This is a genomic window from Agromyces excoecariae (genome assembly GCF_051715505.1).
Classification (GTDB): Bacteria; Actinomycetota; Actinomycetes; order Actinomycetales; family Microbacteriaceae; genus Agromyces.
Genome location: NZ_JBPSLA010000005.1, coordinates 33,940 through 59,863 on the forward strand (window position 1 = coordinate 33,940; position 25,924 = coordinate 59,863).

Here is a 25,924-nt window from a genome sequence, read left to right on the forward strand (position 1 = left end):
GCATGCACCGCGGTGGCGATGCACGGCCTCGGAGCGCTGGTTGAAACTCATGGGAAAGAAAAAGAGCTCCGGCGCAGTTGCGCGGAGCTCGGACCGGTCGGAACCGGGAAGTCTTCGTCACACCTGCGCGGGCACCTGTTCTCACAGGACTTCGGTCGGATTCGCACGCGAACACGACAACCAGCGGTCTTCGGCTCCGACAAGGGTAGCGGATGCCGCCAGCGACGCCAAATCGGCCCGGTTCCCCTTGACGGGAATAGTTGACCGACATCCAAAGTTGACAACGCTCAACTACTTACCTATGGTTGACGCTGATCAACTTTCTCGGAGGACACCACTCTCTTGTCAGCAGCAGCTCCCACCGCCTCGGTCGAGGCGCCCACGCGCACGCCGCGCGAAGTCTTCATCGCCCTCTCGGGCCTCATTGTCACGATGTTCGTCGCGGTGCTCTCGGGCACGGTCGTCTCGACCTCGATGCCCCGCATCATCGCCGACCTCGGCGGCGACCAGGCCGCGTACACCTGGGTCATCACCGCGAGCCTGCTCGCCACTGCCGTCTCCACCCCGATCTGGGGCAAGCTCGCCGACCTCGTGAACCGCAAGGTGCTGCTCCAGCTGGCGATCTCGCTCTTCGTCGTCGGCACCGCGATCGCCGGATTCGCGCAGGACACGACGACGCTGATCACCGTCCGCGTCATCCAGGGCCTCGGCGCCGGTGGGCTCATGTCGCTCGTGATGATCATCGTCGCGCTCATCATCTCGCCGCGCGAGCGCGGCAAGTACATGGGCGTGGTCGGCGGCATCATGGCCGTCGCGACCATCGGCGGACCGCTCCTCGGCGGCGTCGTCACCGACGCGTGGGGGTGGCGCGCGAACTTCTTCCTCCCCATCCCCCTGGCGGTCATCGCGCTCGTGCTCATCCAGCTGACGCTGCACCTGCCCCAGCTCCCGAAGCGCGCGGTGAAGATCGACTACGTCGGCGCGATCCTGATGGCCGTCGGCGTCTCGCTGCTGCTCGTCTGGGTCACCATGGGCGGCAACCAGTTCGACTGGGACTCGGTGACGAGCTTCGTCATGATCGGCGTCGCCGCGGCATCCCTCATCGCCTTCATCGTCGTCGAGTTCCTCGTGGCCGAGCCCATCGTGCCCATGGCCCTGTTCAGGAACCGCACCTTCACGCTCGCGGTGATCGCGTCGATCTCCATCGGCGTCGCCATGTTCGCGACGAGCGTCTTCCTCGCGCAGTACTTCCAGCTCGCGCGCGGCGCGACCCCCACCGAGTCCGGCCTCATGACGATCCCGATGATCGTCGGGCAGATGGGCGCCTCGATCCTCATCGGCGCGCTCATCAGCCGCTTCGGCAGGTGGAAGGGCTTCATGGTCCTCGGCGCGCTGCTGACGGTCGCGGGCACCTACCTGATGACCACGCTCCGGTACGACAGCGACTACCTCTGGGTGAGCGTCGCGATGGTCGTGCTCGGCGCGGGCCTCGGCATGGTCATGCAGAACCTCACCCTCGTCGTGCAGAACGACACCCCGGTGTCGCAGCTCGGTGCGGCGTCCTCGAACGTGAACTTCTTCCGCTCGATCGCGGGCACCATCGGCGTCACGACCATGGGCTCGCTGCTCGCCACCCAGGTGCAGGACCACATCGCGACGGGCTTCGAGGGCTTCGTGCCGTCGACTCCCGAGGAGGTCGAGGCGCTGCAGGGTCTCTCGGGCGGCGCCGTGCCGAACGTGCACGAGCTCCCCGACACGATCCGCGTGATCATCGAGTCGGCGTACGGCCACGGCATCGCCGACGTGTTCTGGATCGCCGTGCCGCTCGCCGTGCTGTCGCTCATCGCGATCGCCTTCCTGCCGAACCGGCCCCTCTCGACGAAGACCGCCGCCGAGTCGCTCGCCGACGAGGCGGAGGACGCGATCATCGACCTCGCCGAGGCCGAGATCGGCGCACCGGTCCCGTCGGCCGAGTCGTTCGACGCGGGGGCCCGTCGCGAGCTGGTGTCGACGGCCACGGGTTCGGTGGCGTCGGTCGGCCGGGCCGATGCCTCGGAGCCGCGTCGCTAACATGGCCCTCATGACCGCCGACCCCGAGCTCGACGCCGCCATCGCGGCCGTCGAGGACCAGTTCGGCATCGTCTTCAACCGGGCGCGCATCGTCTGGGCCGAGTCGGCGAAGCTGGTGCACCCCCAACTCCAGCCCGCCGGGTACAAGCTGCTCAGCAGCATCGTGCGCGCCGGCTCGACGAACGCCCATGCGCTCGCCGAGCTCTACGACATGGACAAGAGCGCGATCAGCCGGCAGATCCGGCAGCTCGAGGAACTCGGCCTCGTCGAGAGCCGGGCCGACGAGCGCGACGGCCGGGCCCGGGTGCTCGTGCCGACCGCGGAGGCTCGGGATCGGGTCGCGAGCGTGCGCTCGGCGAACCAGGCCCGTCTCCGCAACGCGCTCGCGGGCCGGTCGGTCGGAGAGCTGCGCTCGCTCGCCGACGTGCTGCGCATCGTCGCGGAGGGCTGAACCCCGCCGCCGGAACGGCCCGTCCCCCACCGGGGCGGGCCGTTCGCCGTTCCGGGGCGCCCACGGGGTCGGCGCCGAGATGCCGCGAACCGTCGGTCGGCGGCTCGGATGCGACGATTCCCGTCATCTCTCGCCCGGCCGGGGGCCGGACGAGGGGCGGGGGGCGGGCGGTCAGGCGGGGAGGTCGACGACGAACACCGTGCGGCCGGGCTCGCTCTCGACGTCGACCGTGCCGTTGTGCGCCTCGACGACGGCCTTCACGATCGCGAGTCCGAGGCCGGTGCTGCCGGCACGGCGCGATCGCGACGCGTCGCCGCGCGCGAAGCGCTCGAACAGGCTCGCCCGCACGGCGGGGTCGATGCCGGGGCCGTCGTCGGTCACGGTCACCCGGACCCGGCCGGGCGTCGAACCGGCGGATGCCGCGCGCACGCGGCTCACGCGGACGACGACTTCCGTGCCCTCCGGCGTGTGCACCCGGGCGTTCGCGAGCAGGTTCGCGACGACCTGGTGGAGCCGGCTCGCGTCGCCCGTGACCGTCACCTCGTCGTCGGGCACCTCGACGCGCCAATCGTGACCGGGGGCGGCCACCTGGGCGTCGCCCACGGCGTCGATCACGAGCTGCGTGATGTCGACGGGATCGCGCCTGAGCTCCCGGCCCTCATCGAGCCGGGCCAGCAGGAGCAGGTCCTCGACGAGGTCCGTCATCCGGAGCGATTCCGACTCGATGCGGCCGAGCGCGTGCACCACGTCGGGCGGCAGGTCGCCGCCGTGCAGGCGCGTGAGCTCGGAGTACCCGCGGATCGAGGCGAGCGGCGTGCGGAGCTCGTGGCTGGCGTCGGCGACGAACCGGCGGACCTTGCGCTCTGACTGCTCGCGAGCCGACAGCGATGCGGACACGTGACCGAGCATGCGGTTGAACGAGGTCGCGAGCCGCCCGACCTCGGTCCGCTCGTCGTCGACGGGGACCTCGTCGGGCAGTTCGACGTCGCCGCGCGCGAGGGGCAGCTCGGAGACGAGCGTCGCGGTCTCGGTGACACGGTCGAGGGGCACGAGCGCGCGCCGCACGATCACCGCGCCGAGCACGAGGGCGGCCGCGAGGCCGGCGATCGCGACGACGCTCACGGTGACCGCGAGCTGCGCCGTCGTCGCATTCACCTCGGCGAGCGGGAAGGCGACGACGAACGAGAACCCGCCGTCGGTGGGCGCGGCGATCGCTCGGTACTCCCCGAGTTCGTCGAGCTCGACCGTCACGGGCGTCCGGTCCGGAGGCACGGAGGCGAGGACCGGTGCGATCGCCTCGGGCGGATCGACGAAGTCGCCCTCCTCGTCGATCGCGCCGAACGTCACGACCGCGCGATCGGTGACCAGCGCGGCGATCGCGCCGACGGGCTGGCCGGGGATGCGGAGCAGTGCCTCGGCGCCTTCGGGCGGCAGCGGCACCCGATCCTCGTGGTCCTCGCCCTCCTCGCGTTCCTCGCCGAGCGTCCGCGCCGCGCGGTCGGTCGCCTGGACGAGCTGCGCGTCCATGCGCGCCATGAGCTGGTTGTGCAGCGACGCGACGCTCACGAGGCCGACGATCGCGCTGACCAGCACGACGAGCGCGGCGATGACGAAGAGCAGCCGGCGGCGGAGCGTCTGCGGCGCACGTCGACGGCGCACGGCGGAGGAGTCTCCGCTGCCGCCCGTCGACGCGTCGCCGCGGGCGGCGGCATCGCCCGCGGCATCCGTCGCCTGCACGCGCTCGGACGCGGCACGCCGGGCGGCGGCCGCGTAGCCCGGCGCGCCCGGATGCGTCATCCCGCCGCCTTCAGCATGTAGCCCGCACCGCGGACCGTGTGGATCATCGGGTCGCGGCCCGCATCGATCTTCTTGCGCAGGTAGGAGATGTAGAGCTCGACGACCGACTCCTTGCCGCCGAAGTCGTAGTTCCAGACGCGGTCGAGGATCTGCGCCTTCGAGAGCACGCGGCGGGGGTTCCGCATGAGGAAGCGGAGCAGCTCGAACTCGGTCGCGGTGAGCTCGATCGAGGTGCCGTCGCGCTCGACCTCGTACGAATCCTCGTCGAGCGAGAGGTCGCCGACGCGGAGCACCGGGTCCTTCGCCTGGGCGAGCGTGAGCGTCGAGCGACGGATGAGTCCGCGCAGGCGTGCCACGACCTCCTCGAGGCTGAACGGCTTCGTGACGTAGTCGTCGCCGCCCGCGGTCAGGCCCGCGATGCGGTCGTCGAGCGAGTCCTTCGCGGTGAGGAACAGCACCGGCGTCTCGGTGCCGTCGGCACGCACGCGCTGGAGCACCTCGAGTCCGTCGATGTCGGGGAGCATGATGTCCAGCACGATGGCGTCGGGTCGGAACTCGCGCGCGGTGCGCACCGCGCCGAGGCCGTCGGAGGCGGTCCGCACCTCCCAGCCCTCGTAGCGGAGGGCCATCTTCAGGAGGTCGGTGAGGGAGTTCTCGTCGTCCACGACGAGAACGCGCACGGCGCTTCCGTCCGCCTTCGCGATCTGCGGTCGGTGCGCGGTTCCGGTGCCGGTCTCCATGCTCATGCCTTCGAGTATGCGCGTGTTCCTGTGCGGTTCCTATGACGCGAGCGAATGCCGCCTGTGACCCCGCCATGGGCCCGGTCGCACCGCGGTGCGCCCCGGCACGCCGGGGTCGGCCGGGGTGTCACGGGGAGCGGACTCATACCCGATGCATAGGTCCGCCATCGTGCCGCCACAGACCCCGTCCGTAGCGTCCGAGCCGTGCCCGCGACCGCCGCGGGCCGTGTTCGACACGATGAGGACCCCCGAATGTTCTTCACCTACCTCCGGCGCGAGCTCGCCGGGCGCCGCCGGCAGACCGCGATCATCGCGGTCGGGATGGCGCTCGCGATCGCACTCGTCATGATCGTCGACGCCGTCTCGGCGGGCGTGCGCGACGCGCAGGCCGCCGTGCTCGAGTCCGTGTACGGCGTCGGCACCGACCTCACCGTCTCGCAGGCGGCGGCCCCGCCCGAGGAGGGCGAGGGCGGCGGACCCGGCGTCCGGTTCGAGTTCGGCACCGAGGACGGCGAGGTCACCGACGGCGGCACCACGCTCAGCAACTCGCGCCTGACGGTCGACCGGGGCACGTCGACGTTCGACGCATCGGTGCTCGACACGGTCGAGGGCGTGGACGGCGTGGCCGCGGCATCCGCCACGCTCAGCCTGACCAACGTCACGTTCGACGGCGAGCTGCCCGAGCCGCCCACCGACCAGTCCGCCGGCGACCAGGCGGCAGGCGGCACGATGCCCGCGCCGGGCGAGGGCGGAGCCGTCGGCGGCTTCGGCGGCGGCGCGTTCGACGTGACGAGCGTGAGCGTGACCGGCGTCGACCCGGGCGCCGAGGCGATCGGTCCGCTCAGCGCGGTCGAAATCGCCGACGGGCGCGGCCTCGTCTCGGGCGACGCGGGCGAGCACGTCGTCGTCCTCGATGCGGAGTACGCCACGACCGAGGGCATCGCGGTCGGCGACACGATCGACCTCGGCGGCACCGAGTTCGATGTCGTCGGCACCGTCACCTCGACGGCGGCGGATGCCGCGACCGCGTCGAACGCGTACATTCCGCTCGACGTGGCCCAGGAGCTGTCCGGCATGGACGGCCAGGTCTCCGACATCTCCGTCCAGGCCGCGTCAGCCTCCGACATCCCGGCCGTGAAGGCCGACCTCGAGGCGGCCCTGCCCGACCAGACCGTGAGCACCCAGGAGGACCTCGCCGCGAGCGTCTCCGGCTCGCTCGGCAGTGCGAGCTCGCTCATCTCGAGCCTGGGCCTCTGGCTCTCGGTCGCGGTGCTCGCGGCCGCGTTCCTCATCGCGATCCTCTTCACCATCCAGGGCGTCACCCGGCGCACGCGAGAGTTCGGCACGCTGAAGGCGATCGGCTGGTCGAACCGCCGCATCGTCGGCCAGGTCGCGGGCGAGTCGCTCGTGCAGGGCCTCATCGGCGGCGCCGCCGGCCTCGCGCTCGGGTTCATCGGCATCGGCATCATCAACGCGATCTCCCCGAGCCTCGCGACCACGTCGTCCCCCATGGCTGCAGGCCCTGCGGGGGAAGGGGGCCCCGGCGGATTCGGCGGTGCGGGCGGCCCGTTCGCCGCGGCGCAGGAGACCACGGAGGTGATCCTGAACGCCCCGGTCACCGTGACGGTCGTCGCGCTCGCGGTCGGACTCGCGGTGCTCGGCGGGCTGCTCGCGGGCGCGATCGGCGGATGGCGCGCCAGTCGGCTCCGCCCGGCCGAGGCGCTCCGCAGCGTCGCCTGACGTTCCCCCGGCGACATCCGCCCGCCAGCGCGGCATCCGTCGCCAGACCATCGGACACCGGAAGGACCACCACATGTACACACTCGAGAACCTCACGAAGACCTATCGGCAGAAGGAACGCACGATCCATGCGCTGAGGGACGTGAGCCTCACGATCCCGGCGGGCCAGCTCGTGGCGATCCAGGGTCCGACCGGCGGCGGCAAGTCCACGCTGCTGCAGATGCTCGGCGCGCTCGATCGCCCGACCTCCGGTCGGATCTCGCTCGGCGAGGCCGACCTGTCGGGCATGCCCGACGCGAAGCTCGGCCGCATCCGGGCCACCGAGATCGGCTTCGTCTTCCAGGGCTTCAACCTCATCCCGACGCTCACCGCGCAGGAGAACGTCGAGACGGCACTCGAGCCGCTCGGCGTCCCTGCCGAGGAGCGTCGCCGCCGCGCGGCCGACGCCCTCGAGTCGGTCGGCCTCGGCGATCGCGCCGATCACGTGCCGAGCGAGCTCTCGGGCGGGCAGCAGCAGCGCGTGGCGATCGCGCGAGCGCTCGTGAAGGACCCCGACGTGCTCCTCGCCGACGAACCCACCGGCAACCTCGACGAGCAGACCCGCGACGAGATCATGGCGCTCCTCGAGGGCCTCCACCGCGATCGCGGGCTCACGCTCGTGATCGTGACCCACGACTCGGCCGTCGCGAGGCGCGCCGAACGTCGGCTGCACCTCACGCACGGAACGGTGACCGAGCGGGCGTAGCCGACCGGGCGGATGCCGCGGCCCTGCCCTCCGGCGGCGGCGTCCGCCCCCATCCGGGCACGCCGTGCCCGCGCACGGCGAGGCGCCCGCCCACCGACGTGGTGGGCGGGCGCCGTCGGCGGCACGACTCAGCGCAGCTGGATGGCCGGCGGGAGGTACTTGTCCTTCGCGATGTCGCTCTTCGGCACGACGCCGTAGACGCGAAGCATCACGTTGAACGCCCCGTCGCGCACCGGGAGCCAGTTCGCGACCGGCACGCCGTCGGGCTGGGTCACCGACATGTAGATCGAGATCGAGCCGTCCGGGTTCGTCTCCAGGCCCTCGGTGTAGCTCGCGACGACGTACTTGTCGAGCTCGTTCGGGATGGGCTGGATCGCCTGCGGCGTGTAGGCCGTCAGCGACCAGAACCGCTCGGCGTCCGGGATCGCGTCGGCCGGGAACGTCAGCACGTAGCCGTTCGCGTTCGACCCGTCGAGCGGTGCGCCGTTCCCGTCGAAGAACGCGTGGTAGTACGCGGCCGTCTCGATCGTGTTGCAGTACTGGCAGAACTCCGTGATCGATGCACGATCGAGCACGTTCTTCTTCCACGCGCCGATGTTGGTGAAGTGGGTCCAGTTCGTCGACCCCCGGCTGTCGAGGTAGTTCGCGATGAGGGCGTCGTGGGCCGACCTGGCCCCCCGGGCGAACTGCGCGCGCTCGGCCGACGTCAGGCTCGACCCGTCGCCGAACAGCGCGTCGAAGTCGTCGGAGAGCTTCTGCTCCTGGCGAGTCAGCGGCGGCGTCCAACCGTCGTCGGCGACCGCGACCTGCATCTGGCGCAGGAAGTCGATCGGAGCGACGCGGACGAGGTCGTCGGCGATCGTCTTCACCGGGACCCCGAACTCCTCGACCGGCTTGATGGCCGTCGGAACGCCGTCCACGAGGATGCCGGTGCGGAACGTGTTCGCTTCATCGGTCACGTCATCGGTCCCGATGTGCTTGTCGACCCGGAAGATCATGATCATGTGCTCGAGCGGCAGCCTGACGACGTTCGCACCCAGGAGGTCGTCCGAGGCGCCCGGCCCGATCAGCGCGTACTCGATGCTCTCCGTGCCCTCGCCCGCCTTCCGCGACGGGATGCCCGAGGGGTAGACGTTGCCGTAGGGATCGACGAGCAGGACGGAGTAGGCGACCGGAGTCGCCGGGACGTAGACGCCGACCGGGGTGTCGCCGACGTCGAGCGGAGTGCTCGCGTAGAGGGTGTCGTCGTTGATCGCCACGACGGCCTGGTAGATCGGGGAGATCGTGCTCGGGCCGATGAAGTGGTTCACCGGCACCGGGAGCGCGGTGGTCTGGAAGTGCGTGAACCAGATCGGGTAGAAGGTCGTGAGGTAGTTCTCGGTCGTCGAGGCGATGTCCTTGCCGCCGTTGTTGCCGGACGGCGGCGCGGCGGCCGCCGGTGCGGCGATCGCCAGGACCAGCGCGACGGCGGCGGAGGCGGCGAGAGCGACGGTTCGGGTCAGCCTGGTGCGGACCCCGTTGCGACGGTGCATGGTGTTCCCCCGTTCGGGCGAGCCGATTCACCCGAACGCGTGCCGTGCGGGTCCGACTGCCGTTTCCGCGCGGACGGTACCACAGGGGCGGGTACCGCCGTCGGGACCAGTGGCCCTTCCGGTGCTGCACGGATGTCCCACGTCTTGGGGCTGAACCTGTCGACGAAGACGACGTACGGTCCTCCTGTAGGGGGAGTTGATGTGAAGACGAGATGGCTCGTTGGCGCAGCGGCGCTCGCGGTGGTGCTCGGGGGATTCGCGGTCCCGCCCGCCGTGGCGGATCCGGTGCCGGATCCCGAACCCCCGGCCACCGCGCCCCGGGAGCCGCTCGGCGAGCCGGATGATCCGCCGCTCGACACCAGCCCGCCGGAGAACCCGAGCGACGTGCTCGAGTCGACGGACGCGCCGACCACTCGCGACCGGTCGTTGGAGGCGGGCTTCCAGGCCGCCCCGGTCGAGAACCGGATCGTCGGGACGGTGCTCGCGGCAGGCGGCACCTCCGTGGTGAGCGCCTCGGCCCTCGCGACGACCGGCTCGGTCACCGACCGCACGCCCGATCGGGGAGCCGGCGCCGATCGGTACCTCACGGCGGTGGCGCTGAGCGAGGGCCATTTCCCGTCCGGGACGACCGACGTGTGGCTCGCCAGCGGAGAGAACTTCCCCGACGGCGTCGCCGTCTCGCCCATCGCGGGGAACCGGGGCGGTCCGGTCCTCCTCACGCGTGGCACGTTCCTCCCCGACGCCGTCGCCGCCGAACTGGTCCGACTCGCGCCCGCGAACGTCTGGATCGCCGGTGGCACGGGGGTCATCACCGACGGAGTCGCGGCAGCGGTCGCGGCCGCGGTACCATCGGCGTCGGTGCGCCGCCTCGCCGGACCGGACCGGTTCGCAACGGCGGCCGCCCTCTCGGGCAACTTCTTCGCATCGGCGCCCGCCGCGTTCGTCATGAGCGGGCTCGACTTCCCCGATGCCCTGGCGGCGGGGCCCGCAGCAGCCATGGTGGGGGCGCCCTCACTGCTGGTGACGGCATCCGCCGTTCCTGCGGCGACCGAGGCCGAACTCTCGAGACTCCGTCCCGATGTGGTCTACGTCATCGGCGGCACGGGGGTGGTCGGCGACACCGTCGTCTCGCGCATCCGGTCCATCACCGGAGGCGAGGTCGTCCGCGTCGCCGGCCCCGACCGGTACGCGACCGCCGCCGCGGTGGCGGACCGCTTCTTCGAGCCCACCACGCCGAGCGTCGTCCTCGCATCCGGACGAGCCTTCCCCGATGCGCTCAGCGCGGGCCCCGTGGCCGGAGCCGCCGGCAGCCCCCTCCTCCTCGTCGACGCCGGCGCGGCGCCTCCGCGCGCCACGCTGGATGCGGCGCGGCGGGTGTCCTGGTGGCTGCCCGACGAGGGCCGGGTCCTCCGGTACGTCGTGGTCGCGCACCCGGATGACGACTTCTCGGCCTGGTCGGTCATCGGCCGGCCCGACCCCCGCCGCTACGACGTCATCATCGTCCTCACGACGGGCGAAGGGACCAGCTACTGCACCGGCGGGCCGGTCGCCAATCCCTGGACCTCCGAGCAGTACCTGCCGCAGCCGCAACCGACCGGGCTGCCGAACTCCGAGCGGTGCTCGAAGCACCGGATGGACAGTTGGCGGGCCTTCATGGACGGCACGGAGCTGGGCCCGGTCGGGCCCTGGGAGCGACTGACGAGCGGGCCGGTCGAGTTCGAGGGTCGCCAGGTCCCCGTGCCGCAGCGCCGTTCCGAGACGGACGAGATCCAGCCGGCCGACTACTTCGACCTCGCCGTCGGCGAGGATCGGGCGTTCATCTCCTTCGACATGGGCGCGCTCGTGCCCGACGAGGTCCTGTGGGCCATCCAGACCACCCGGGCACTCGCCGATCGCTTCCCGACGCAAGTGGAGGGCGACATCATCGGCGCGGGCTTCTACAACGACACCGATCAGGGGTATCGCAACGAGCACCCCGATCACGGGGCGGTGCAGGAGACGCTCGGCACGATCGACCTCGGCCTGCCCGGAAGCCAGTACGCCCCGGTCGGTCACAGCCAAGCCGGCCGGGCGTTCGGCGCCACCGTCGCGGAGTACTGCAGCCTGATGTGCCACCCGTGGCCCAAGACGCCGCCGCCCTACCGGGGCGCCATGGGCCACTTCCAGTGGTCGTACGGCTGGCTCGCCGACGGGTACTGGATGCCGGGCGCAGTTGACGCGCCCGCCGGGTTCTCCGAGTACCAGTCGTTCGCGAAGTGGTACTGAGCCCTACTGGTTCGAGAACGCAGCGTCGAACGACGCGGTCGGACGCGGCCAGATGAGGGAGCGCACGTACTCGAGCGCCTGCGGGCCGCCGTGCAGGCGGTCCATGCCGGCGTCCTCCCACTCGACCGAGATCGGGCCCGAGTAGCCGATCGCGTCGAGCGCGCGGAACGCGTCCTCCCAGGGCACGTCGCCGTGCCCGGTCGAGACGAAGTCCCAGCCGCGACGCGGGTCGCCCCAGGGCAGGTGCGAGCCGAGGATGCCGGAGCGGCTGTTCGCCGTCCGGATGCGCGTGTCCTTGCAGTCGACGTGGTAGATCCGGTCCTGGAAGTCCCAGATGAACCCGACCGGATCGACGCCCTGCCACATCATGTGGCTCGGATCCCAGTTGAAGCCGAACGCCGGGCGGCGATCGATCGCCTCGAGCGTGCGCACGCTCGTCCAGTGGTCGTAGGCGATCTCGGACGGGTGCACCTCGTGCGCGAAGCGCACGCCCTCGTCGTCGAACACGTCGAGGATCGGGTTCCAGCGGTTCGCGAAGTCCTCGTAGCCCGCGTCGATGACCGACGCGGGCACCGGCGGGAACATCGCGACGTACTGCCAGATCTTCGAGCCGGTGAAGCCCACCACGGTGTCGACGCCGAGCTTCCGCGCGACGCGGGCCGTGCGCTTCATGTCCTCCGCGGCGCGCTGCCGCACGCCCTCGGCGTCGCCGTCGCCCCACGTGTAGGGGCGCACGATCGCCTGGTGGCGGAAGTCGATCGGGTCGTCGCACACGGCCTGGCCGGTCAGGTGGTTCGAGATCGCGTACACCTTCAGGTCGTAGCGCTTCAGGAGCTCCAGCTTCTCCTTCAGGTAGCCCGGCTCCTCGTCGGCGAGCTTCGTGTCGAGGTGGTCCCCGCCGATGCCGATCTCGAGGCCGTCGTAGCCCCACTCCGAGGCCAGGCGCGCGACCTCCTCGAACGGCAGGTCGGCCCATTGCCCCGTGAACAGGGTGACGGGGTGGGTGGATGGGGTGTCGGTCATGCTGGGATCCTCTCTCGGTGGTCGGTGGTCATCAGGGCGCGACACGGTCGCGCCCGGCGGGCTGCGGCATCCGCTCGGCCAGGCCCTGGTGCCGGAGCACGAGGTCGCGGACCGCGGTCGCGGGCACTCGGTCCCCCGTGCCGTCGAGGAACGCCGGGTCGGAGGCGAGCAGCAGGGGGGTGTCGGCCGCGGAATCCGGCAGGCGACCGTGGGTGCCGCGCACGCACGACGGGTCGAGCGGCACCGTGCTCATGGCGTAGCGGAGGCCGAGCGCCTTGCGCGCCAGGTTGCCCGCCGCCTTGGCCCTCGCGAGGCGGTCGGCGGGGTCGAAGAACAGCTCGGCGGGGTCGTAGCCGGGCTTGCGGTGGATGTCGACGCCGCGCGCGTACTCGGGCGCGGCGTCGTCATCGAGCCAGAAGTAGTAGGTGAACCACGCGCCGGGCTCGGCGACCGCGATGAGTTCGCCCGACCGGGGATGGTCGAGGCCGTACCCGGCCTGCGCGTCGCGGTCGAGGACCACGTCGACGCCGTCGAGGGAGCGCAGGATGGCGGCGACGCGCGGCTCGTCGGCGGGGTCGGCGACGTACACGTGGGCGACCTGGTGGTCGGCGACGGCGAACGCGCGCGAGGTCCACGGGTCCAGCTGCTCGCGCCCGTCCTGCACGTGCACCTCGAGCAGGCCCTCCCGACGCAGCGCCCGGTTCACGTCGACGGGGCGGTCGGCGCCCGCGATGCCGTACTCGGCGAGGGCGACGACGGTGACGCCCTGCGCGTCGGCCTGGTCGAGGAGCGGAGTCATCGCCGCGTCGAGGTCGGCGGCGGCCCGCGCCGCCTCCGGGGCGTCGGGGCCGAAGCGCTGCAGGTCGTAGTCGAGGTGCGGCAGGTAGGCCATGGTGAGCTCCGGCGCGTCGGGCCGGTCGAGCACGCGGCGCGTCGCGTCCGCGATCCACCGGGTGGAGCGGATGCTCGCGGTCGGCCCCCAGTACTGGAAGAGCGGGAACTCGCCGAGGGCGTCGCGCAGCTCGTCGTGGAGCGCCGGCGGCCGGGCGTAGAAGTCGGGCGACTTACGGCCGTCGGCGTGGTAGATCGGGCGCGGGGTGACGGTGAGGTCGGTGGTCGCGCCCATCGCGTACCACCAGCCGAGGTTCGCGCTGGCGTAGGCGCCGCCGGCGCGGCGCCGCGCGGTCTCCCAGAGCTTCTCGCCCTCGACGAGCCGGTTGTGCTGCCGCCAGAGCAGCACGTCGCCGAGTTCGCGGAAGTACCATCCGTTGCCGACGATGCCGTGCTCGGCCGGCATCCGCCCGGTCAGGACGCTCGACTGCACCGAGCAGGTCACCGCGGGAAGCACCGTCCCGAGCTCGGCACGCGAGCCGCGCGACGCCATGCGCGACAACCGCGGCATGTGCCGCAGCGCGTCGGCGGTGAGGCCGACCACGTCGAGGAGCAGCACCGGGCGGGTCATGCGGGCTGCCCCTGCCGCACGGCCAGGCGGGCCGACGCCCACCGCAGCTCGCCGGCGATGCCCTCGACGAGGTCGAGCGGGTGCTCGGCGTCGACGCCCGGGAGCACCGACCAGGTGTAGGTCTCGACGTCCACGTGCAAGTGGTCGACGGGCTGGCTCGACGCGACCGCGTCGAGTGCGACCTCGAGCACCCCGGTCGTCGCCGCGAGGGGTGGCTCCGGCTCCAGGTGCAGGGGCACGTGGAAGTGCACCCGCCACGGTGCCGACGCCGGGAGGGCCTCGAGCGCCTCGGGCAGGTCGTCGGCGCGGATGACTCCGTCGGCCGCGTCCTCGCGGACCTGATGCAGGTAGCGGTCCTCGCGGTACGCGGCGACGGCTCGCCGAGCGTTCGGGGCTCCGGGGTCCTCGACGTGCAGCGCGGCCGACGCCTGCACCTTCGCGATCCTGATGCCCGCGCCCGCGATGCGCTCGACCTCGGTACGCGGATCGGCGAACGAGACCGCGAGGTGGCACGTGTCGAGGCAGATCCCGACGTGCTCGAGGTCGACGCGGTCGCGGTGCCGGTCGAGCCAGGCGACCGTGTCGGCGACGTCGTCGAGCACGCATCCCGGCTCCGGCTCGATGGCGAGGCGGATGACGCGTCCGGTCTCCGCGCGGATGGCGCGGAGTTCCGAGCCGAGCGCACCGAGCGCGACGAGCGCTTCGGCGTCGGCCTCGGCATCCCACCCCTCCCTCCAGCCGAGCGGCAGGGTCGAGATGCTGCCCTCCGCGCCGGGCGGCAGGAGCTCGGCGAGCACCCGGGCGGCATCGATCGTGTACTCGAGCCGAGCCGGGTCGGTCCAGTCCGGCGAGTAGACGCCGAGCTTGACGACGTCGGCGTGGAAGGCCTCGTAGGGGAACGCGTTGAGCGTGCGCACCTCGAGCCGCTCCTCCTCGAGCGCCTGCCGCAGCCGATCCAGTGCGGCGGGCTCGTTCGCGAGGCGCGCGGCGAGCGGCGCGGGAAGCCACAGGCCGACGCCGAGCACGTCGAGCCCCGCCGCGCGCCGGATCGGACCGGCCGCCGCGCGGAGCTGGACGAGGACGCCGTCGAGGTCCTCGGCCGGGTGCACGTTGGTGCAGTACGAGAGGTGCATCCTCAGTTCGCCCCCGCCGGGGCGGGCGTCGCGGCGGCGCCCCGCAGGATCGAGTTGCCCTCGAACAGCTCGGCGTCGCCGCCGAGCTCGAACCCGGGGAGCGGGCTCACGTCGAGCCGGCCGCTCTGCCCGTAGAACGCGACCGGGTTCTCCCACAGCACACCCTCGACGTCCGCCGCGGTGAACCCTGCCCCGAGCATGGCCCGACCGGTCTTCGCCGTCAGCAGCGGATCGGAGCGTCCCCAGTCGGCGGCGGAGTTCACGAGCATCCGCTCGGTGCCGAGCCGCTCGAGGATCGCGACCATGCGAAGCGGGTCCATCTTCGTGTCGGGGTAGATCGAGAATCCCATCCAGCAGCCTCGCTCGGCCACCAGGTCGACCGTGACCTCGTTGAGGTGATCGATCACGACCAGTTCGGGCGCGATGCCCGAGTTCGCGACGACGTCGAGGGTGCGCTGCGTGCCGTGCTTCTTGTCGCGGTGCGGCGTGTGCACGACGACCGGAAGGCCGTGCCGCTTCGCCAGGTCGAGATGGGTCTCGAGCACCTCGTCCTCCTCGGGCGTCATCGAGTCGTACCCCGTCTCGCCGACCGCGACGACCGACTCTCGACGGAGGTAGCGGTCGAGCTCGGGCAGCACCTCGCGACAGCGCGGATCGTTCGCCTCCTTGGGGTTCAGCGCGATCGCCGCGTGGTGGCGGATGCCGAACTGGGACGCCCGGAACCGCTCCCACCCCGTGATCGCGTCGAAGTAGTCGAGGTAGCTCGACACCCCCGTCCGCGGCTGCCCGAGCCAGAACGCCGGCTCGACCACGGCGCGGACGCCGGCGGCGTACATCGCCTCGTAGTCGTCGGTCGTACGCGAGGTCATGTGGATGTGCGGGTCGAAGATGCGCATGCTCAGCGTCCTTTCTCGAGGGATGCGTCGGCGGGCAGCAGCGCCCGCAGGTCATCCGGGATCGGTCGACCGGCGGCGGCGCGCTCCTCGGCCAGGTCCTCCGCCATGCGGGCGAGCTCGTCGTCGGCGCGTTCGTGGAGCCGCGCGACGCCCGTGAGCGGCACGCCCATGAACACCAGCTTCACGACCCCGTGCCGCCAGTCGTGGTCGCCGAGGTGACGTCCGGCGAACGGACCCATCGCCGCTGCGACCAGCCGCGGATCGTTCGTCCGGAGCGCGTCTCGCACGAGGTCGAGGCCGACCGAACGCACGAGGTCGGGCGCGGCATGCTCCCCCGCGATGCGGTCGAGCACGCCGAGCACCTCGATACGCTCCTCGGTGTCGCCGCTGCGGTAGCGCGTCTCGAGCTCGTCGGCCACGACGATCGCCGGAGCGCCCGCCCTCGCCGACGTCGTCGTCGCGCTCGACCGCGCCCCCGGCGCGCCGGTGCGGAAGTCCGCCTGTTCACCCATGCCGTTCACCCGATCCCTCCGATGACCTCGTCGAGCCGTTCGATGCTCTCGCGCACGAGGCGCGGGGCCGCGTGCGAGTGCCGCGGCAGTTCCACGGCGGCGATGCCGTCGTAGCCGAGCTCCGCGAGCGTACGGAACGCGAGCTCGAGGTCGAGCGACCCCGTGCCGAGCTCCAGGTGCTCGTGCGCGTGCGGAAGCATGTCGTCGACCTGAACGTTCACGATCAGGTCGCCCGCGGCCCGCAGCGCGGCCTCGACCCCGCCCGGCTCGACGACCACGCAGTGGCCGAGGTCGACCGTGATGCCGAACTCCGGCGGCTCGCCGAGGTCGGCCCGCAGTCGCAGCGCGTCGGCGACGGTCTCGACGAGCATCCCCGGCTCGGGCTCGAAGCCGAGCCGGACCCCGGCGGCCCGGGCCGCAGCGACGACCGGTGTCATCCGCTCCACGATGCGGTCCCAGGCGAGACCGGCGTCGACGCCCTCGGGCCGGACGCCCGACCACAGCGAGACGCAGTCGGCGTCGAGGATCGCGGCGATCTCGATCGCACGGAGGAGGAACGCCACGCGACGTTCCGCCCCGGCGTCGTCATCGAGCAGGTTCGGACGGTGCTTGCGGAACGGATCGAGCACGTACCGGCCGCCCGTCTCGACCACGATCCGCAGGCCACGAGCCTCGAGCTCGCGGCGAAGCAGCGCGGCGCGGCCCTGCCAGCCCTCGGCGGACGGATCGAAGTGCGGATGACCCAGCGTCAATGCGATCGCGCCGTAGCCGTTCGACCGGACGACCTCGAGCGCGGCGTCGAGCGGATGGTCGGCCAGGCCGTTCGTGCCGTATCCGAGCACGGGCCTCGCGACGGTCGTGGGCGCGGTCACGTGATCTCACGACCCTTCGCGCCGCGCCGCATGAGCAGGCCACCGAGCACGTCGATCGCGAGCAGCACGAGCGCGTCGACCGGGCGGCCGGCACGGGCGGTGAGCGCCGCCTGCAGGGGCACCATGGCCAGGATGCCCCGGCGCGTGGCGTCGCGGACGACGGGCGCGGTCGGCGTTCCGGCGGCGCCGGCCTGCGCGCGGATGGTCGGCACCGCGAACCGGAGCGCGGCGACCCACGACACGAGGCCCGCGGCATCCGCCGCCGGTCGCACCGAGGCGATCGCCGCACCCGCCGTCGCCGCAGCCGCCGACATCGCCACGAACCGATGCGTGCCGTGCACCTCGCCGCGCGCGAGCGCGGTGACGCTCGCGGTGTGCCCCGCCATGACGATCGCGGGCCGGGCCGCGGCCGCCGCGCCGTCGGCGCCTGCACCGAGCAGCACGTCGAGGCCGCGGCACGCCGCCATGACGACCGGGCCGAGCACGCCCCGCTTGGCTGCGAGGTCGTAGGCCCAGATCGACGCGGCGAGCGGGGCCGCCACGACGAGCGAGGGTCGTCCGCCCGTGAGGCCCGCCACGGTCATGCCCGCCGCGGTGAGCGCGGCGGCCGTCGCCACGGCGGCGCGCCGCGAGACCCGACCCGACGGGATCGGCCGCTCGGGGCGTTCGACCCGGTCGAGCTCGGCATCGGCCGCATCGTTCAGCGCCATGCCGCCCCAGTAGAGGAGGACGGAGGCCACGGGCAGCCCGAGGCGCGGGAGGATGCCGCGCCGACCGGCCGCGGCCATGCCCGCCGTCGCATCGCCGAGCACCGTGAGCCCGGCGGGCGCGCGGACGAGCTGGAGGAACGTGGAGGCGTCCACCGCGTGCCGCCTCAGGCCACCTGCGCCGCGGACCTGCGGACCGCCGTCCGGAGCGCCCACGACACGAGCTCATCGGCCTGGCGGGCGAACGCGTGCTCGTCGCTGCCCCACGGGTCCTTGAAGAAGTAGCCGAGTTCGGCGACTTTGCCGGTGATGCCGGCCCCGTCGGCGAGCGAGAGCAGTCGCGCGATGTCGATCACGAGCGGCGCCGCGAGCGTCGAGTCGTAGGCGCTCCAGGTCGTCTGGAGCGTGATCCTGGTGTCGAGGAACCCCTCGGCGTGCACGTGGTCCCACGCGGTCTTGAGGTCGCCGAGGTCGGGCACGTTGTCGATGTGGAGGGGCGTCACGACGTCGTCGCCGAGGAGGTCGTGGAGCCCGCGGTTCTTCGACGCGAGCTTGGACTGCACGGCTGCCGGGTCGGCGAGCGTCGCGCCGTCGCCGCCGCCGAGGAGGTTCGCGCCGGCCCACGAGAGCACGCGCATGCCGCGCGAGGCGAACATCGGCGCGAGCACCGTTCGGAGGAGCGTCTCGCCGGTCTTGCCGTCCTGTCCGGCGACCGGCACGCCGGACTCCGTGGCGAGGTCGCGGAGCGCGGGGATCCCGAGCGAGAGGGACGGGGTGAAGCACGCGTAGGGCGCGTGCGCACCTGAGACGGCAGCGATCGCCGAGAGCGTGCTGGAGGGCAGCGGCTCGGAGGCGTCGTCGTCGAGCGCCGCCTCGAGGGCGGCGCGGTCGTGGAATTCGGGTCGGTCGGCGGGGAGCGGTTCGGTGGAGGCGACGTCGATGACGACCACCCGGGCGAGTCCGTGGCGTTCGCGGAAGTCGCGGATGTCGGCCGCGCGGCGTGCGATCTCGTCGCGCTGGCTTCCGCGCGGCGTGCGGGCGACGAGGCGGAGGTCGGCATCGATCGCGTCGAGTCGCGGTGCGACGGCCTCGACGATGCGACCCGGGAGCATGCCGCCCGCGGCGAGTCGGCGAGCGCGGTCGGCGAGCGGAGTGTCGTCGACGTCGTGGCCGCCCACCACCAGGTCGGCGAAGCCGGGAAGGTCGACGCCGTCGAACTCCGGCCCGGCGGTGGTCAGCCCGACCGGCGCGACGAGGCCCTCGGCGAGCGCGGCGAGGCCGACGGTCGCGGTCGTCGCGACGCTCCCCCGAGCGCCCACGAACCAGATGCCGGTTCGTCCTTCGTTCATCGTCGAACTCCATTTCCTGTGCACCGTTGCGCGTGGGCCGTGCCCGGTTCCGAAGTTAGTCCAGCTTGCGCCCTCGGTCAATCATAAGTTGTCGGTATGGAGCGATAACCCGCTCGAATCCAATCGAAAGTCAGGCTGAACGGCCCGGAACACTCCTGGCCAGCACTGTGAGGTAGGCGACGAGCGCGTCCGGGAGGCCGGCGCCGTGGAGGGCGTCCACGGCATCGGCCGCGCGGCGGACGATGCACGCCCGGTGACGGTCCAGCGCGCCGCTGTCGCGCATGATCGCGCGCACGCGCTCGACCCCCGCGTCGGACAGGTCGGGCCGGCCGACATCGCGGTCGAGGCTCGCACGGTCCTGCTCCGACGACCCCGCGTACGCGAGCTGGAGCAGGAAGGTCCGCTTGCCGGAACGGACGTCGGAGCTCGTCGACTTGCCGGTGCGAGCCGGATCGCCGAAGACCGCCAACTCGTCGTCCATGAACTGGTAGGCGACGCCGAGATGCCGGCCGAACTCGTCGAGCGCGGCCTGGGACGCGTCATCCGCTCGGTCGGACGCAACGGCGCCGAGACGGAGCGGCAGCGCGATGCTGTAGCCCGAGGTCTTCAGCTCGGCCGTCCGACCGGGTCGTGCCGCCTCCGGCGGGAGCTCCTCGCCGCGCACGTCCATCAGCTCGCCCGAGATCGCGCACTCCAGGGCGGTCACGGCCTCGAGGACGAGCGAGACCCTGATCCGGTCGGACACGGGAGCGCGCGCGAGCACCCCCATGCACTCGGCGATGGCCAGATCGCCCCCGAGCACCGCGGCCGAGGCCGCCTGGTGCTCGGCCGTCGCGCCCGTGCCGATCGAGCGCAACGACTCGCGCGTCGCGCCGAACAGGTTCGGGCGGCCGTGCCGGCGGTCGTCACCGTCGATCAGGTCGTCGTGCACGCACAATCCGACGTGGAGCAGCTGCACCGCCGCGGCGACGGCGTCGCACGCCGCGGCATCGACTCCGCCCATGCCGAGGTAGGCCGCTGCCGCCAGCCTGGACCGAAGGTACTTCCCGCCTCGTTGCGCGGCGAGCCGGTCGACGAGCTCCCGCAGCTCGGGCTGGTCGGCGGCCGGGGCGTCCACCGCCGCCCATGCGGCCGAGACCGCCGCCGGCGCTCGGGCGACCGCGGCCTCGATGCGGGCGACGAGGTCGGCCGCGCGACGCGCGTCCACCTCGTCTCGGCCCATCCCGTCATGCGGGCCGTCGACCGCCTCGGTCGCGCGCGCCGCCCGCTCCTCGAGCCGCACGGATCCGATCGACGTCATCGCGCACCTCCCCTTCGTCCGCGGAACCCGGCCGTCCGGATCGCCCCGTCCTGCGGTCAGTCCCCTGCTTAGCCGGCGACGCCGGTCCAGGCGCTCGCCGCGCCCGAGCTCAGTTCGACCGCGTCGAGCACCCGCTGCACGTGCAGGCCGTCGGCGAACGACGGGCTCGGGTCGGAGCCGGAGGCGATCGATTCGACGAAGTCCCTCGCCTGGTTGGCGAACCCGTGCTCGTAGCCCAGGAGGTGTCCGGCCGGCCACCACGCCGACACCCACGGGTGCTCCGGCTCGGTGACGATGATCGACGTGAAGCCCTGCTCCGTGGCCGGGGCCGACGCGTCGTAGTACTCGATGCGGTTGAGGTGCTCGAGGTCGAACGCGATCGCCCCCTGCGACCCGGACACCTCGACGCGGAGCGCGTTCTTGCGGCCCGTCGCCATGCGCGAGGCCTCGAACGAGCCGAGCGCGCCCGATGCGAAGCGCCCGTGGAAGAACGCGACGTCGTCGACGGTCACCTCGTCGACGCCGGTGGCCGGCGCCGCCGACCCGCCCGAGATCGACCCGGACGAGGAGCCCGCGATCGGCCGCTGGCGTACGAACGTCTCGAGCAGGCCCGACACCTCCGCGACCCGGAGCCCGGTGAGGTACTCGGCCATGTCGACGGCGTGTGCGCCGATGTCGCCGAGCGCACCCGATCCGGCGCGGTCCTTCTTCAGCCGCCAGGTCATGGGCGACTCGGGGTCGACGAGCCAGTCCTGCAGGTACGAGGCGCGCACGTGGCGCACCTCGCCGATCCGGCCCTCGGCGATGAGGTGCCGCGCGAAGGCGGTCGCCGGCAGGCGCCGGTACGTGAACCCCACCATCGAGCGGATGCCGCGGGCGGCCGCGGCCTCGGCGGCGCGGGTCATCTCCTCAGCCTCGGCCGACGAGTTCGCGAGCGGCTTCTCGCAGAGCACGTGCTTGCCGGCCTCGAGCGCGGCGATCGCGATCTCCGCGTGCGAGTCGCCCGGGGTGACGATGTCGACGATGTCGATGTCGTCTCGCGTGACGACCTCGCGCCAGTCCGAGGCCGACTCGCGCCAACCCCACTTCTCGGCGGAGGCGGAGGCCCGATCCGGATCTCGACCGACGAGGACGTCCATCGTCGGCTCGGCCGTGAGGTCGAAGAACCTCGGGGCGACGCGCCATCCCTGCGAGTGGGCGGCTCCCATGAATCCATTGCCCACCATCGCGACGCGAAGTCGTTCACGCATGCCGATCGAGTGCCTTTCTGGGTAGGGGAGGCTGGGCGCCCCGCGGGGCGCCCAGCCTCGTGGGGGTTCGGGTCAGGACTCGAAGGCGAACTGGATGAACTCGTCCACGTTCTCCGCGGTCACGACCGGCGCGTCGAGGACGATCCGGTTCGCGACGCTGGGCGTGTACAGATCGCTCATCGTCTTGCCCTGCGCGATCAGTCGAGCCAGCGCGATGCCGTCGGCCGCCTGGGTCGACGGGTAGATGACCGTCGCCTCGAGCACCGAGTCGCCCGACTGGATGGCGCGCATCGCGTTCGCGCTGCCCGCACCGCCGACCATGAAGAACTCGTCGCGACCCGCGGCGTCGATGGCCGCGAGCACGCCCACGCCCTGGTCGTCGTCGTGGTTCCAGATCGCGTCGATCTCCGGTGCGGCCGACAGCAGCTGCGAGGTCACGGCCTCGCCGCCCTGGACGGTGAAGTCCGCGGCGACGCGGTTGGTGACCTCGAGTCCGCAGTCGGAGAGCGCGTCGGCGAAGCCCGCGGAGCGGTCCTGCGTGAGCGGCAGCGAGTCGATGCCGGCGATCTCGGCGATCACCGCGTCGTCCTGGCCACCGAGGCGCTCGCAGATGTACGTGCCGGCCGAGACGCCCATGCCGTAGTTGTCGCCCAGGATCGTGGCGCGGGCGGCGAACGGGCTGGAGAACTCGCGGTCGACGTTGATGACCGGGATCCCGGCCTCCATCGCCTTGGTCGCCGCCTCGGTCAGCGCCGCGCCGTCGGTGGGCAGCAGCACGATGGCGTCGACGCCGTCGTTGACGAACGTCTCGACCTGGCTGATCTGGAGGTTGGCGTCGTTCGTGCCCTCCGCGACGCGGAGCTCGACGTCGGAGTAGCTGTCGGCCGCCGCCTGGGCGGCCGAGTTGATGGCGCCGAGCCAGCCGTGGTCGGCCGCGGGGCCCGAGAAGCCGATGACGACCGTGTCGCCGGCCGCAGCGTTCTCCTCGGCGGAGTTCTGGTTCTCCGTGACGTTCGACTCGGAACCGCCCGCGGTGCAACCGGCCAGCAGGCCGGCGACCGCGAGGGATGCGCCCGCCATGACCAGCATGCGGGCTCGTGAAGTGCGGGTGACACTCATTCGTGTAGTCCTCTCATTGGAAGTGACGCAGCACCGCCAGATGGACCTCGTATCCATCCGGATGCCACCACACCCAACGGAGTCCACGCTGACGTTTCGTGAGCGTAGCAGAAGGTAGTCGGATTTGCGCAACTTATGTTTGTGGCGCGTTATAAGTTCGAGACACTCGTGATCCCGGGCCCGGCGCACCGATGAGGCGCCGTCGGGAGGCAATCCGGAAAAACCACTTGCGACATCGCGGTATCCCGTTATGATTTTCGAGTGATCAAAGACGACCATCTTCCGGCATTACTCCGAATGAGCGGGATCTCGAAGAACTTCTCGGGCGTCCAGGCGCTCAAGAACGTCGACCTCGAGATCGCCGCCGGCGAGGTGCACTGCATCCTCGGCCAGAACGGCGCGGGCAAGTCGACGCTGATCAAGACCCTCGCCGGGGCGCACCTCCCCGACGCGGGCACGATCGAGTGGGACGGCGACGAGGTCTCCCTCCATTCGCCGCAGGCCGCCATCGAGCTCGGCATCGCCACGATGTACCAGGAGCTCGACGTCGTCGACGGCCTGACCATCGCCGAGAACATCTTCCTCGGGCACGAGCTCGCGGTGGGCGGCTTCCTCCGCGCCGGCGAGGCGAACTCGCGGACCAGGCGCCTGCTCGAACGCCTCGGCCACGGCGACCTCTCGCCCTCCCGGGAGGTCGGCTCGCTCAGCGCGGCGAACAAGCAGATCGTGAGCATGGCTCGCGCGCTCTCGCACGACACGCGCCTCATCATCATGGACGAGCCGTCCGCCGTGCTCGACGGCGAGGAGGTGAAGAACCTCTTCCGCGTCATCCGCGAACTCACCGCAGCGGGCATCGCCGTCGTCTACATCACCCACCGGCTCGAGGAGATCCGGGAGATCGGCGACCGCATCACGGTCCTGAAGGACGGCCGAAGCACCGCGAACGGCCTCGACGTGGCCGAGACCCCGACCTCGGAGCTCATCCGGCGCATGACCGGCCGCGAGGTCGAGAACGTGTTCCCGGCGGCGACCCCGATCGCCGACGACGCACCGCTCGCTCTCGAGGTCGAGGGCCTCTCGCTCGAGGGCGTCTTCGCCGACGTCGACTTCACGGTGCGCGCGGGCGAGATCGTCGGCCTCGCCGGCCTCGTGGGCTCCGGTCGCTCCGAGATCCTCGAGACCATCTACGGCGCGCGGCGCGCGACCGCGGGCACGGTGCGGGCGAATGGTCGGGAGCTCCGCCGGGGTTCGGTCCGCGACGCGGTCCGTGCGGGCATCGGGCTCTCGCCGGAGGAGCGCAAGAGCCAGGGCCTGCTGCTCGACGAACCGATCTTCCGGAACGTCACGCTCTCCTCGTTCACCAGGTTCGCCAGGGGCGGGTTCGTCGACGAACGCCGCGAGCGCCGCATCGCCGCCGACCAGATCGACGCCCTCGAGCTCCGACCGGCCGACCCGGACCGGCCCGCGCGCACGCTCTCGGGCGGCAACCAGCAGAAGATCCTGCTCGCCCGCTGGCTCGTCAACCGCACGTCCGTGCTCCTCCTCGACGAGCCGACGCGCGGCGTCGACGTCGGCGCCCGCGCCGAGATCTACGCCCTCATCCGACGTCTCGCAGCGAACGGCGACGCCGTCGTCGTCGTGTCCAGCGAGATCGAGGAGGTGCTGGGCCTCGCCGACACCGTCCTCGTCGTCGGGGACGGCCGCATCCTCACCACCGTGAAGTCAGACCAGATCGACGAGCACCAGGTGCTCGACCTCGTGATGAAAGGAACCGCCGCGTGAGCGAGTCCCAGTCCCAGACCGTCGCCCCGGCCGAGGCCGGCCCCGAAGCGCCGCAGCCCGAGCCGCGCCGCCGGTTCACCGCGAGGAGCCTCCTGAGCGGATCCGTCGGCCGCAACCTCGGCCTGATCCTCGCGCTCGCCGCGCTCTTCGTCGTCGGCGCGATCACCGCCGGTGATCGGTTCACGAACATCGACAACATCCTCGTGATCATCCGCCTCGCCTCGATCATCGGCGTGATCTCGATCGGCATGACGTTCGTCATCATCGGCGGCGGCATCGACCTCTCCGTCGGCTCGGTGATGGGCCTCGCATCGGTCGTCGCGACGCTGTCCGCCATCCAGGCGGCCGCCGACAACTCGACCTGGCTCGTGATGGTCTTCACCGCCCTCGCCGTCGGCCTCGCGGCCGGATTCCTGAACGGCTTCGTCATCGCCTACGGCAAGGTGGTCGCCTTCATGGCGACGCTCGCGATGCTCGTCGCCGCACGCGGCCTCGCCGAGATCCTGGCGAACCGGACGACGCAGGTCGTGCGGATCCCGGAGTTCATCGAGTTCATGAACATGGACCTGATCGGCATCGACATGCTCATCTGGATCTTCGTGATCGTCGCCGTCGCCGGCTGGATCCTGCTCAACCGCACGACGTTCGGCCGTCGCACCGTCGCCATCGGCGGCAACCGCGAGGCCGCGCGACTCGCCGGTCTCGCCGTGCGCCGGCACACGATGTACCTCTACGCCCTCGCCGGCCTCACCGCCGGCATCGCCGCGGTCATGATCCTCGGCCGCACCACCGCGGGCACCTCGACCCACGGCACGCTCTACGAGCTCGACGCGATCGCCGCGGTCGTCGTCGGCGGCACGCTCCTCGTCGGCGGTCGCGGCACGATCACGGGCACCGTCTTCGGCGTCCTGATCTTCGCGACGCTCACCAACGTGTTCACGCAGAACAACCTCTCGACCTCCGTGCAGGCGGTTGCGAAGGGCGTGATCATCGTGATCGCGGTGCTGCTGCAGCAACGCTTCGCGGGACAGGGATCGAAGTCGCAGTAGCCGCTGCGCGAGTGAGCCTCCGGAGCGTATTCCGGAGGATGCATACGCATGCGAGTTATGCCGGAAGGTATGGGAGAATCGACGCATGGTTGACGTAAGTGCGCACGGCGAGGCGCGGCCCCATGTGAAC

General features: G+C 71.8%; 21 protein-coding genes. 7 read left to right on the forward strand and 14 right to left on the reverse strand.

Going from position 1 to position 25,924, the window contains the following annotated elements:
• Nucleotides 1-342 precede the first annotated feature (342 nt).
• The gene (locus ACSJD1_RS06940) at nucleotides 343-2,070 is read left to right on the forward strand and encodes an MDR family MFS transporter (protein ID WP_438854588.1); all 1,728 of its coding nucleotides are present in this window, start codon (nucleotides 343-345) and stop codon (nucleotides 2,068-2,070) included.
• A 10-nt stretch (nucleotides 2,071-2,080) separates the two neighbouring features.
• A complete protein-coding gene (locus tag ACSJD1_RS06945) occupies nucleotides 2,081-2,521 on the forward strand; it encodes a MarR family winged helix-turn-helix transcriptional regulator (RefSeq protein WP_438854589.1) in 441 nt (146 codons plus the stop codon).
• Nucleotides 2,522-2,692: 171 nt separating this feature from the next.
• Here the strand turns inward: ACSJD1_RS06945 and ACSJD1_RS06950 are convergent, their stop codons facing one another.
• Together ACSJD1_RS06950 and ACSJD1_RS06955 are read right to left on the reverse strand one after the other, a co-directional pair.
• Nucleotides 2,693-4,318: a sensor histidine kinase gene (locus ACSJD1_RS06950; RefSeq protein WP_438854590.1), complete on the reverse strand. Its 1,626-nt coding sequence runs from the start codon at nucleotides 4,316-4,318 to the stop codon at nucleotides 2,693-2,695.
• Nucleotides 4,315-5,064 (reverse strand): response regulator transcription factor, encoded by a 750-nt coding sequence (locus ACSJD1_RS06955; protein WP_438854591.1) that lies wholly within the window; start codon nucleotides 5,062-5,064, stop codon nucleotides 4,315-4,317. The genes ACSJD1_RS06950 and ACSJD1_RS06955 overlap by 4 nt, the downstream gene beginning before the upstream one ends.
• A 246-nt stretch (nucleotides 5,065-5,310) precedes the next feature.
• Here ACSJD1_RS06955 and ACSJD1_RS06960 point away from each other — a divergent pair, with 246 nt between their 5' ends.
• The gene (locus tag ACSJD1_RS06960; protein ID WP_438854592.1) at nucleotides 5,311-6,798 is read left to right on the forward strand and encodes an ABC transporter permease; all 1,488 of its coding nucleotides are present in this window, start codon (nucleotides 5,311-5,313) and stop codon (nucleotides 6,796-6,798) included.
• 73 nt (nucleotides 6,799-6,871) lie between these two features.
• The gene (locus tag ACSJD1_RS06965) at nucleotides 6,872-7,543 is read left to right on the forward strand and encodes an ABC transporter ATP-binding protein (RefSeq protein WP_438854593.1); all 672 of its coding nucleotides are present in this window, start codon (nucleotides 6,872-6,874) and stop codon (nucleotides 7,541-7,543) included.
• A 128-nt stretch (nucleotides 7,544-7,671) separates the two neighbouring features.
• Here ACSJD1_RS06965 and ACSJD1_RS06970 read toward each other — a convergent pair whose 3' ends face one another.
• Nucleotides 7,672-9,075, reverse strand: a complete 1,404-nt coding sequence (locus ACSJD1_RS06970; protein WP_438854594.1) for a DUF1214 domain-containing protein — start codon at nucleotides 9,073-9,075, stop codon at nucleotides 7,672-7,674.
• A 201-nt stretch (nucleotides 9,076-9,276) separates the two neighbouring features.
• Between ACSJD1_RS06970 and ACSJD1_RS06975 the strand changes: the two genes are divergently transcribed.
• The gene (locus tag ACSJD1_RS06975) at nucleotides 9,277-11,340 is read left to right on the forward strand and encodes a cell wall-binding repeat-containing protein (RefSeq protein WP_438854595.1); all 2,064 of its coding nucleotides are present in this window, start codon (nucleotides 9,277-9,279) and stop codon (nucleotides 11,338-11,340) included.
• Nucleotides 11,341-11,343: 3 nt separating this feature from the next.
• Here the strand turns inward: ACSJD1_RS06975 and ACSJD1_RS06980 are convergent, their stop codons facing one another.
• From ACSJD1_RS06980 to ACSJD1_RS07030, 11 genes are all read right to left on the reverse strand, one after another.
• Nucleotides 11,344-12,363, reverse strand: a complete 1,020-nt coding sequence (locus ACSJD1_RS06980; protein ID WP_438854596.1) for a sugar phosphate isomerase/epimerase family protein — start codon at nucleotides 12,361-12,363, stop codon at nucleotides 11,344-11,346.
• Nucleotides 12,364-12,394: 31 nt separating this feature from the next.
• Entirely contained in the window at nucleotides 12,395-13,825 is a 1,431-nt protein-coding gene (locus ACSJD1_RS06985; RefSeq protein WP_438854597.1) for a nucleotide pyrophosphatase/phosphodiesterase family protein, read from the reverse strand.
• Nucleotides 13,822-14,958: a metabolite traffic protein EboE gene (eboE, locus tag ACSJD1_RS06990; protein ID WP_438854598.1), complete on the reverse strand. Its 1,137-nt coding sequence runs from the start codon at nucleotides 14,956-14,958 to the stop codon at nucleotides 13,822-13,824. Before eboE ends, ACSJD1_RS06985 begins: the two co-directional genes overlap by 4 nt.
• Nucleotides 14,959-14,960: 2 nt before the next feature.
• A complete protein-coding gene (locus ACSJD1_RS06995) occupies nucleotides 14,961-15,854 on the reverse strand; it encodes a TatD family hydrolase (RefSeq protein ID WP_438854599.1) in 894 nt (297 codons plus the stop codon).
• 2 nt (nucleotides 15,855-15,856) lie between these two features.
• Entirely contained in the window at nucleotides 15,857-16,366 is a 510-nt protein-coding gene (locus ACSJD1_RS07000; RefSeq protein WP_438854600.1) for an EboA domain-containing protein, read from the reverse strand.
• A gap of 5 nt (nucleotides 16,367-16,371) precedes the next feature.
• Nucleotides 16,372-17,238, reverse strand: coding sequence for a sugar phosphate isomerase/epimerase family protein (locus ACSJD1_RS07005; RefSeq protein WP_438854601.1), 867 nt, complete (start codon nucleotides 17,236-17,238; stop codon nucleotides 16,372-16,374).
• Entirely contained in the window at nucleotides 17,235-18,101 is an 867-nt protein-coding gene (locus ACSJD1_RS07010) for an SCO3242 family prenyltransferase (protein ID WP_438854602.1), read from the reverse strand. Before ACSJD1_RS07010 ends, ACSJD1_RS07005 begins: the two co-directional genes overlap by 4 nt.
• A gap of 11 nt (nucleotides 18,102-18,112) precedes the next feature.
• Nucleotides 18,113-19,294, reverse strand: a complete 1,182-nt coding sequence (locus tag ACSJD1_RS07015) for an inositol-3-phosphate synthase (protein WP_438854603.1) — start codon at nucleotides 19,292-19,294, stop codon at nucleotides 18,113-18,115.
• Nucleotides 19,295-19,424: 130 nt separating this feature from the next.
• On the reverse strand, nucleotides 19,425-20,594 hold the full coding sequence (locus ACSJD1_RS07020) for a polyprenyl synthetase family protein (protein ID WP_438854604.1): 1,170 nt from the start codon (nucleotides 20,592-20,594) through the stop codon (nucleotides 19,425-19,427).
• Between the two features lie 68 nt (nucleotides 20,595-20,662).
• The gene (locus ACSJD1_RS07025) at nucleotides 20,663-21,820 is read right to left on the reverse strand and encodes a Gfo/Idh/MocA family protein (RefSeq protein ID WP_438854647.1); all 1,158 of its coding nucleotides are present in this window, start codon (nucleotides 21,818-21,820) and stop codon (nucleotides 20,663-20,665) included.
• 96 nt (nucleotides 21,821-21,916) lie between these two features.
• Nucleotides 21,917-22,963 carry a substrate-binding domain-containing protein gene (locus tag ACSJD1_RS07030; protein ID WP_438854605.1) on the reverse strand — a complete coding sequence of 349 codons (1,047 nt, stop codon included), beginning with the start codon at nucleotides 22,961-22,963 and terminating at the stop codon, nucleotides 21,917-21,919.
• A gap of 297 nt (nucleotides 22,964-23,260) precedes the next feature.
• Between ACSJD1_RS07030 and ACSJD1_RS07035 the strand changes: the two genes are divergently transcribed.
• Together ACSJD1_RS07035 and ACSJD1_RS07040 are read left to right on the forward strand one after the other, a co-directional pair.
• Nucleotides 23,261-24,745 (forward strand): sugar ABC transporter ATP-binding protein, encoded by a 1,485-nt coding sequence (locus ACSJD1_RS07035; RefSeq protein WP_438854606.1) that lies wholly within the window; start codon nucleotides 23,261-23,263, stop codon nucleotides 24,743-24,745.
• Nucleotides 24,742-25,794 carry an ABC transporter permease gene (locus ACSJD1_RS07040; RefSeq protein ID WP_438854607.1) on the forward strand — a complete coding sequence of 351 codons (1,053 nt, stop codon included), beginning with the start codon at nucleotides 24,742-24,744 and terminating at the stop codon, nucleotides 25,792-25,794. Before ACSJD1_RS07035 ends, ACSJD1_RS07040 begins: the two co-directional genes overlap by 4 nt.
• Nucleotides 25,795-25,924: the final 130 nt, after the last annotated feature.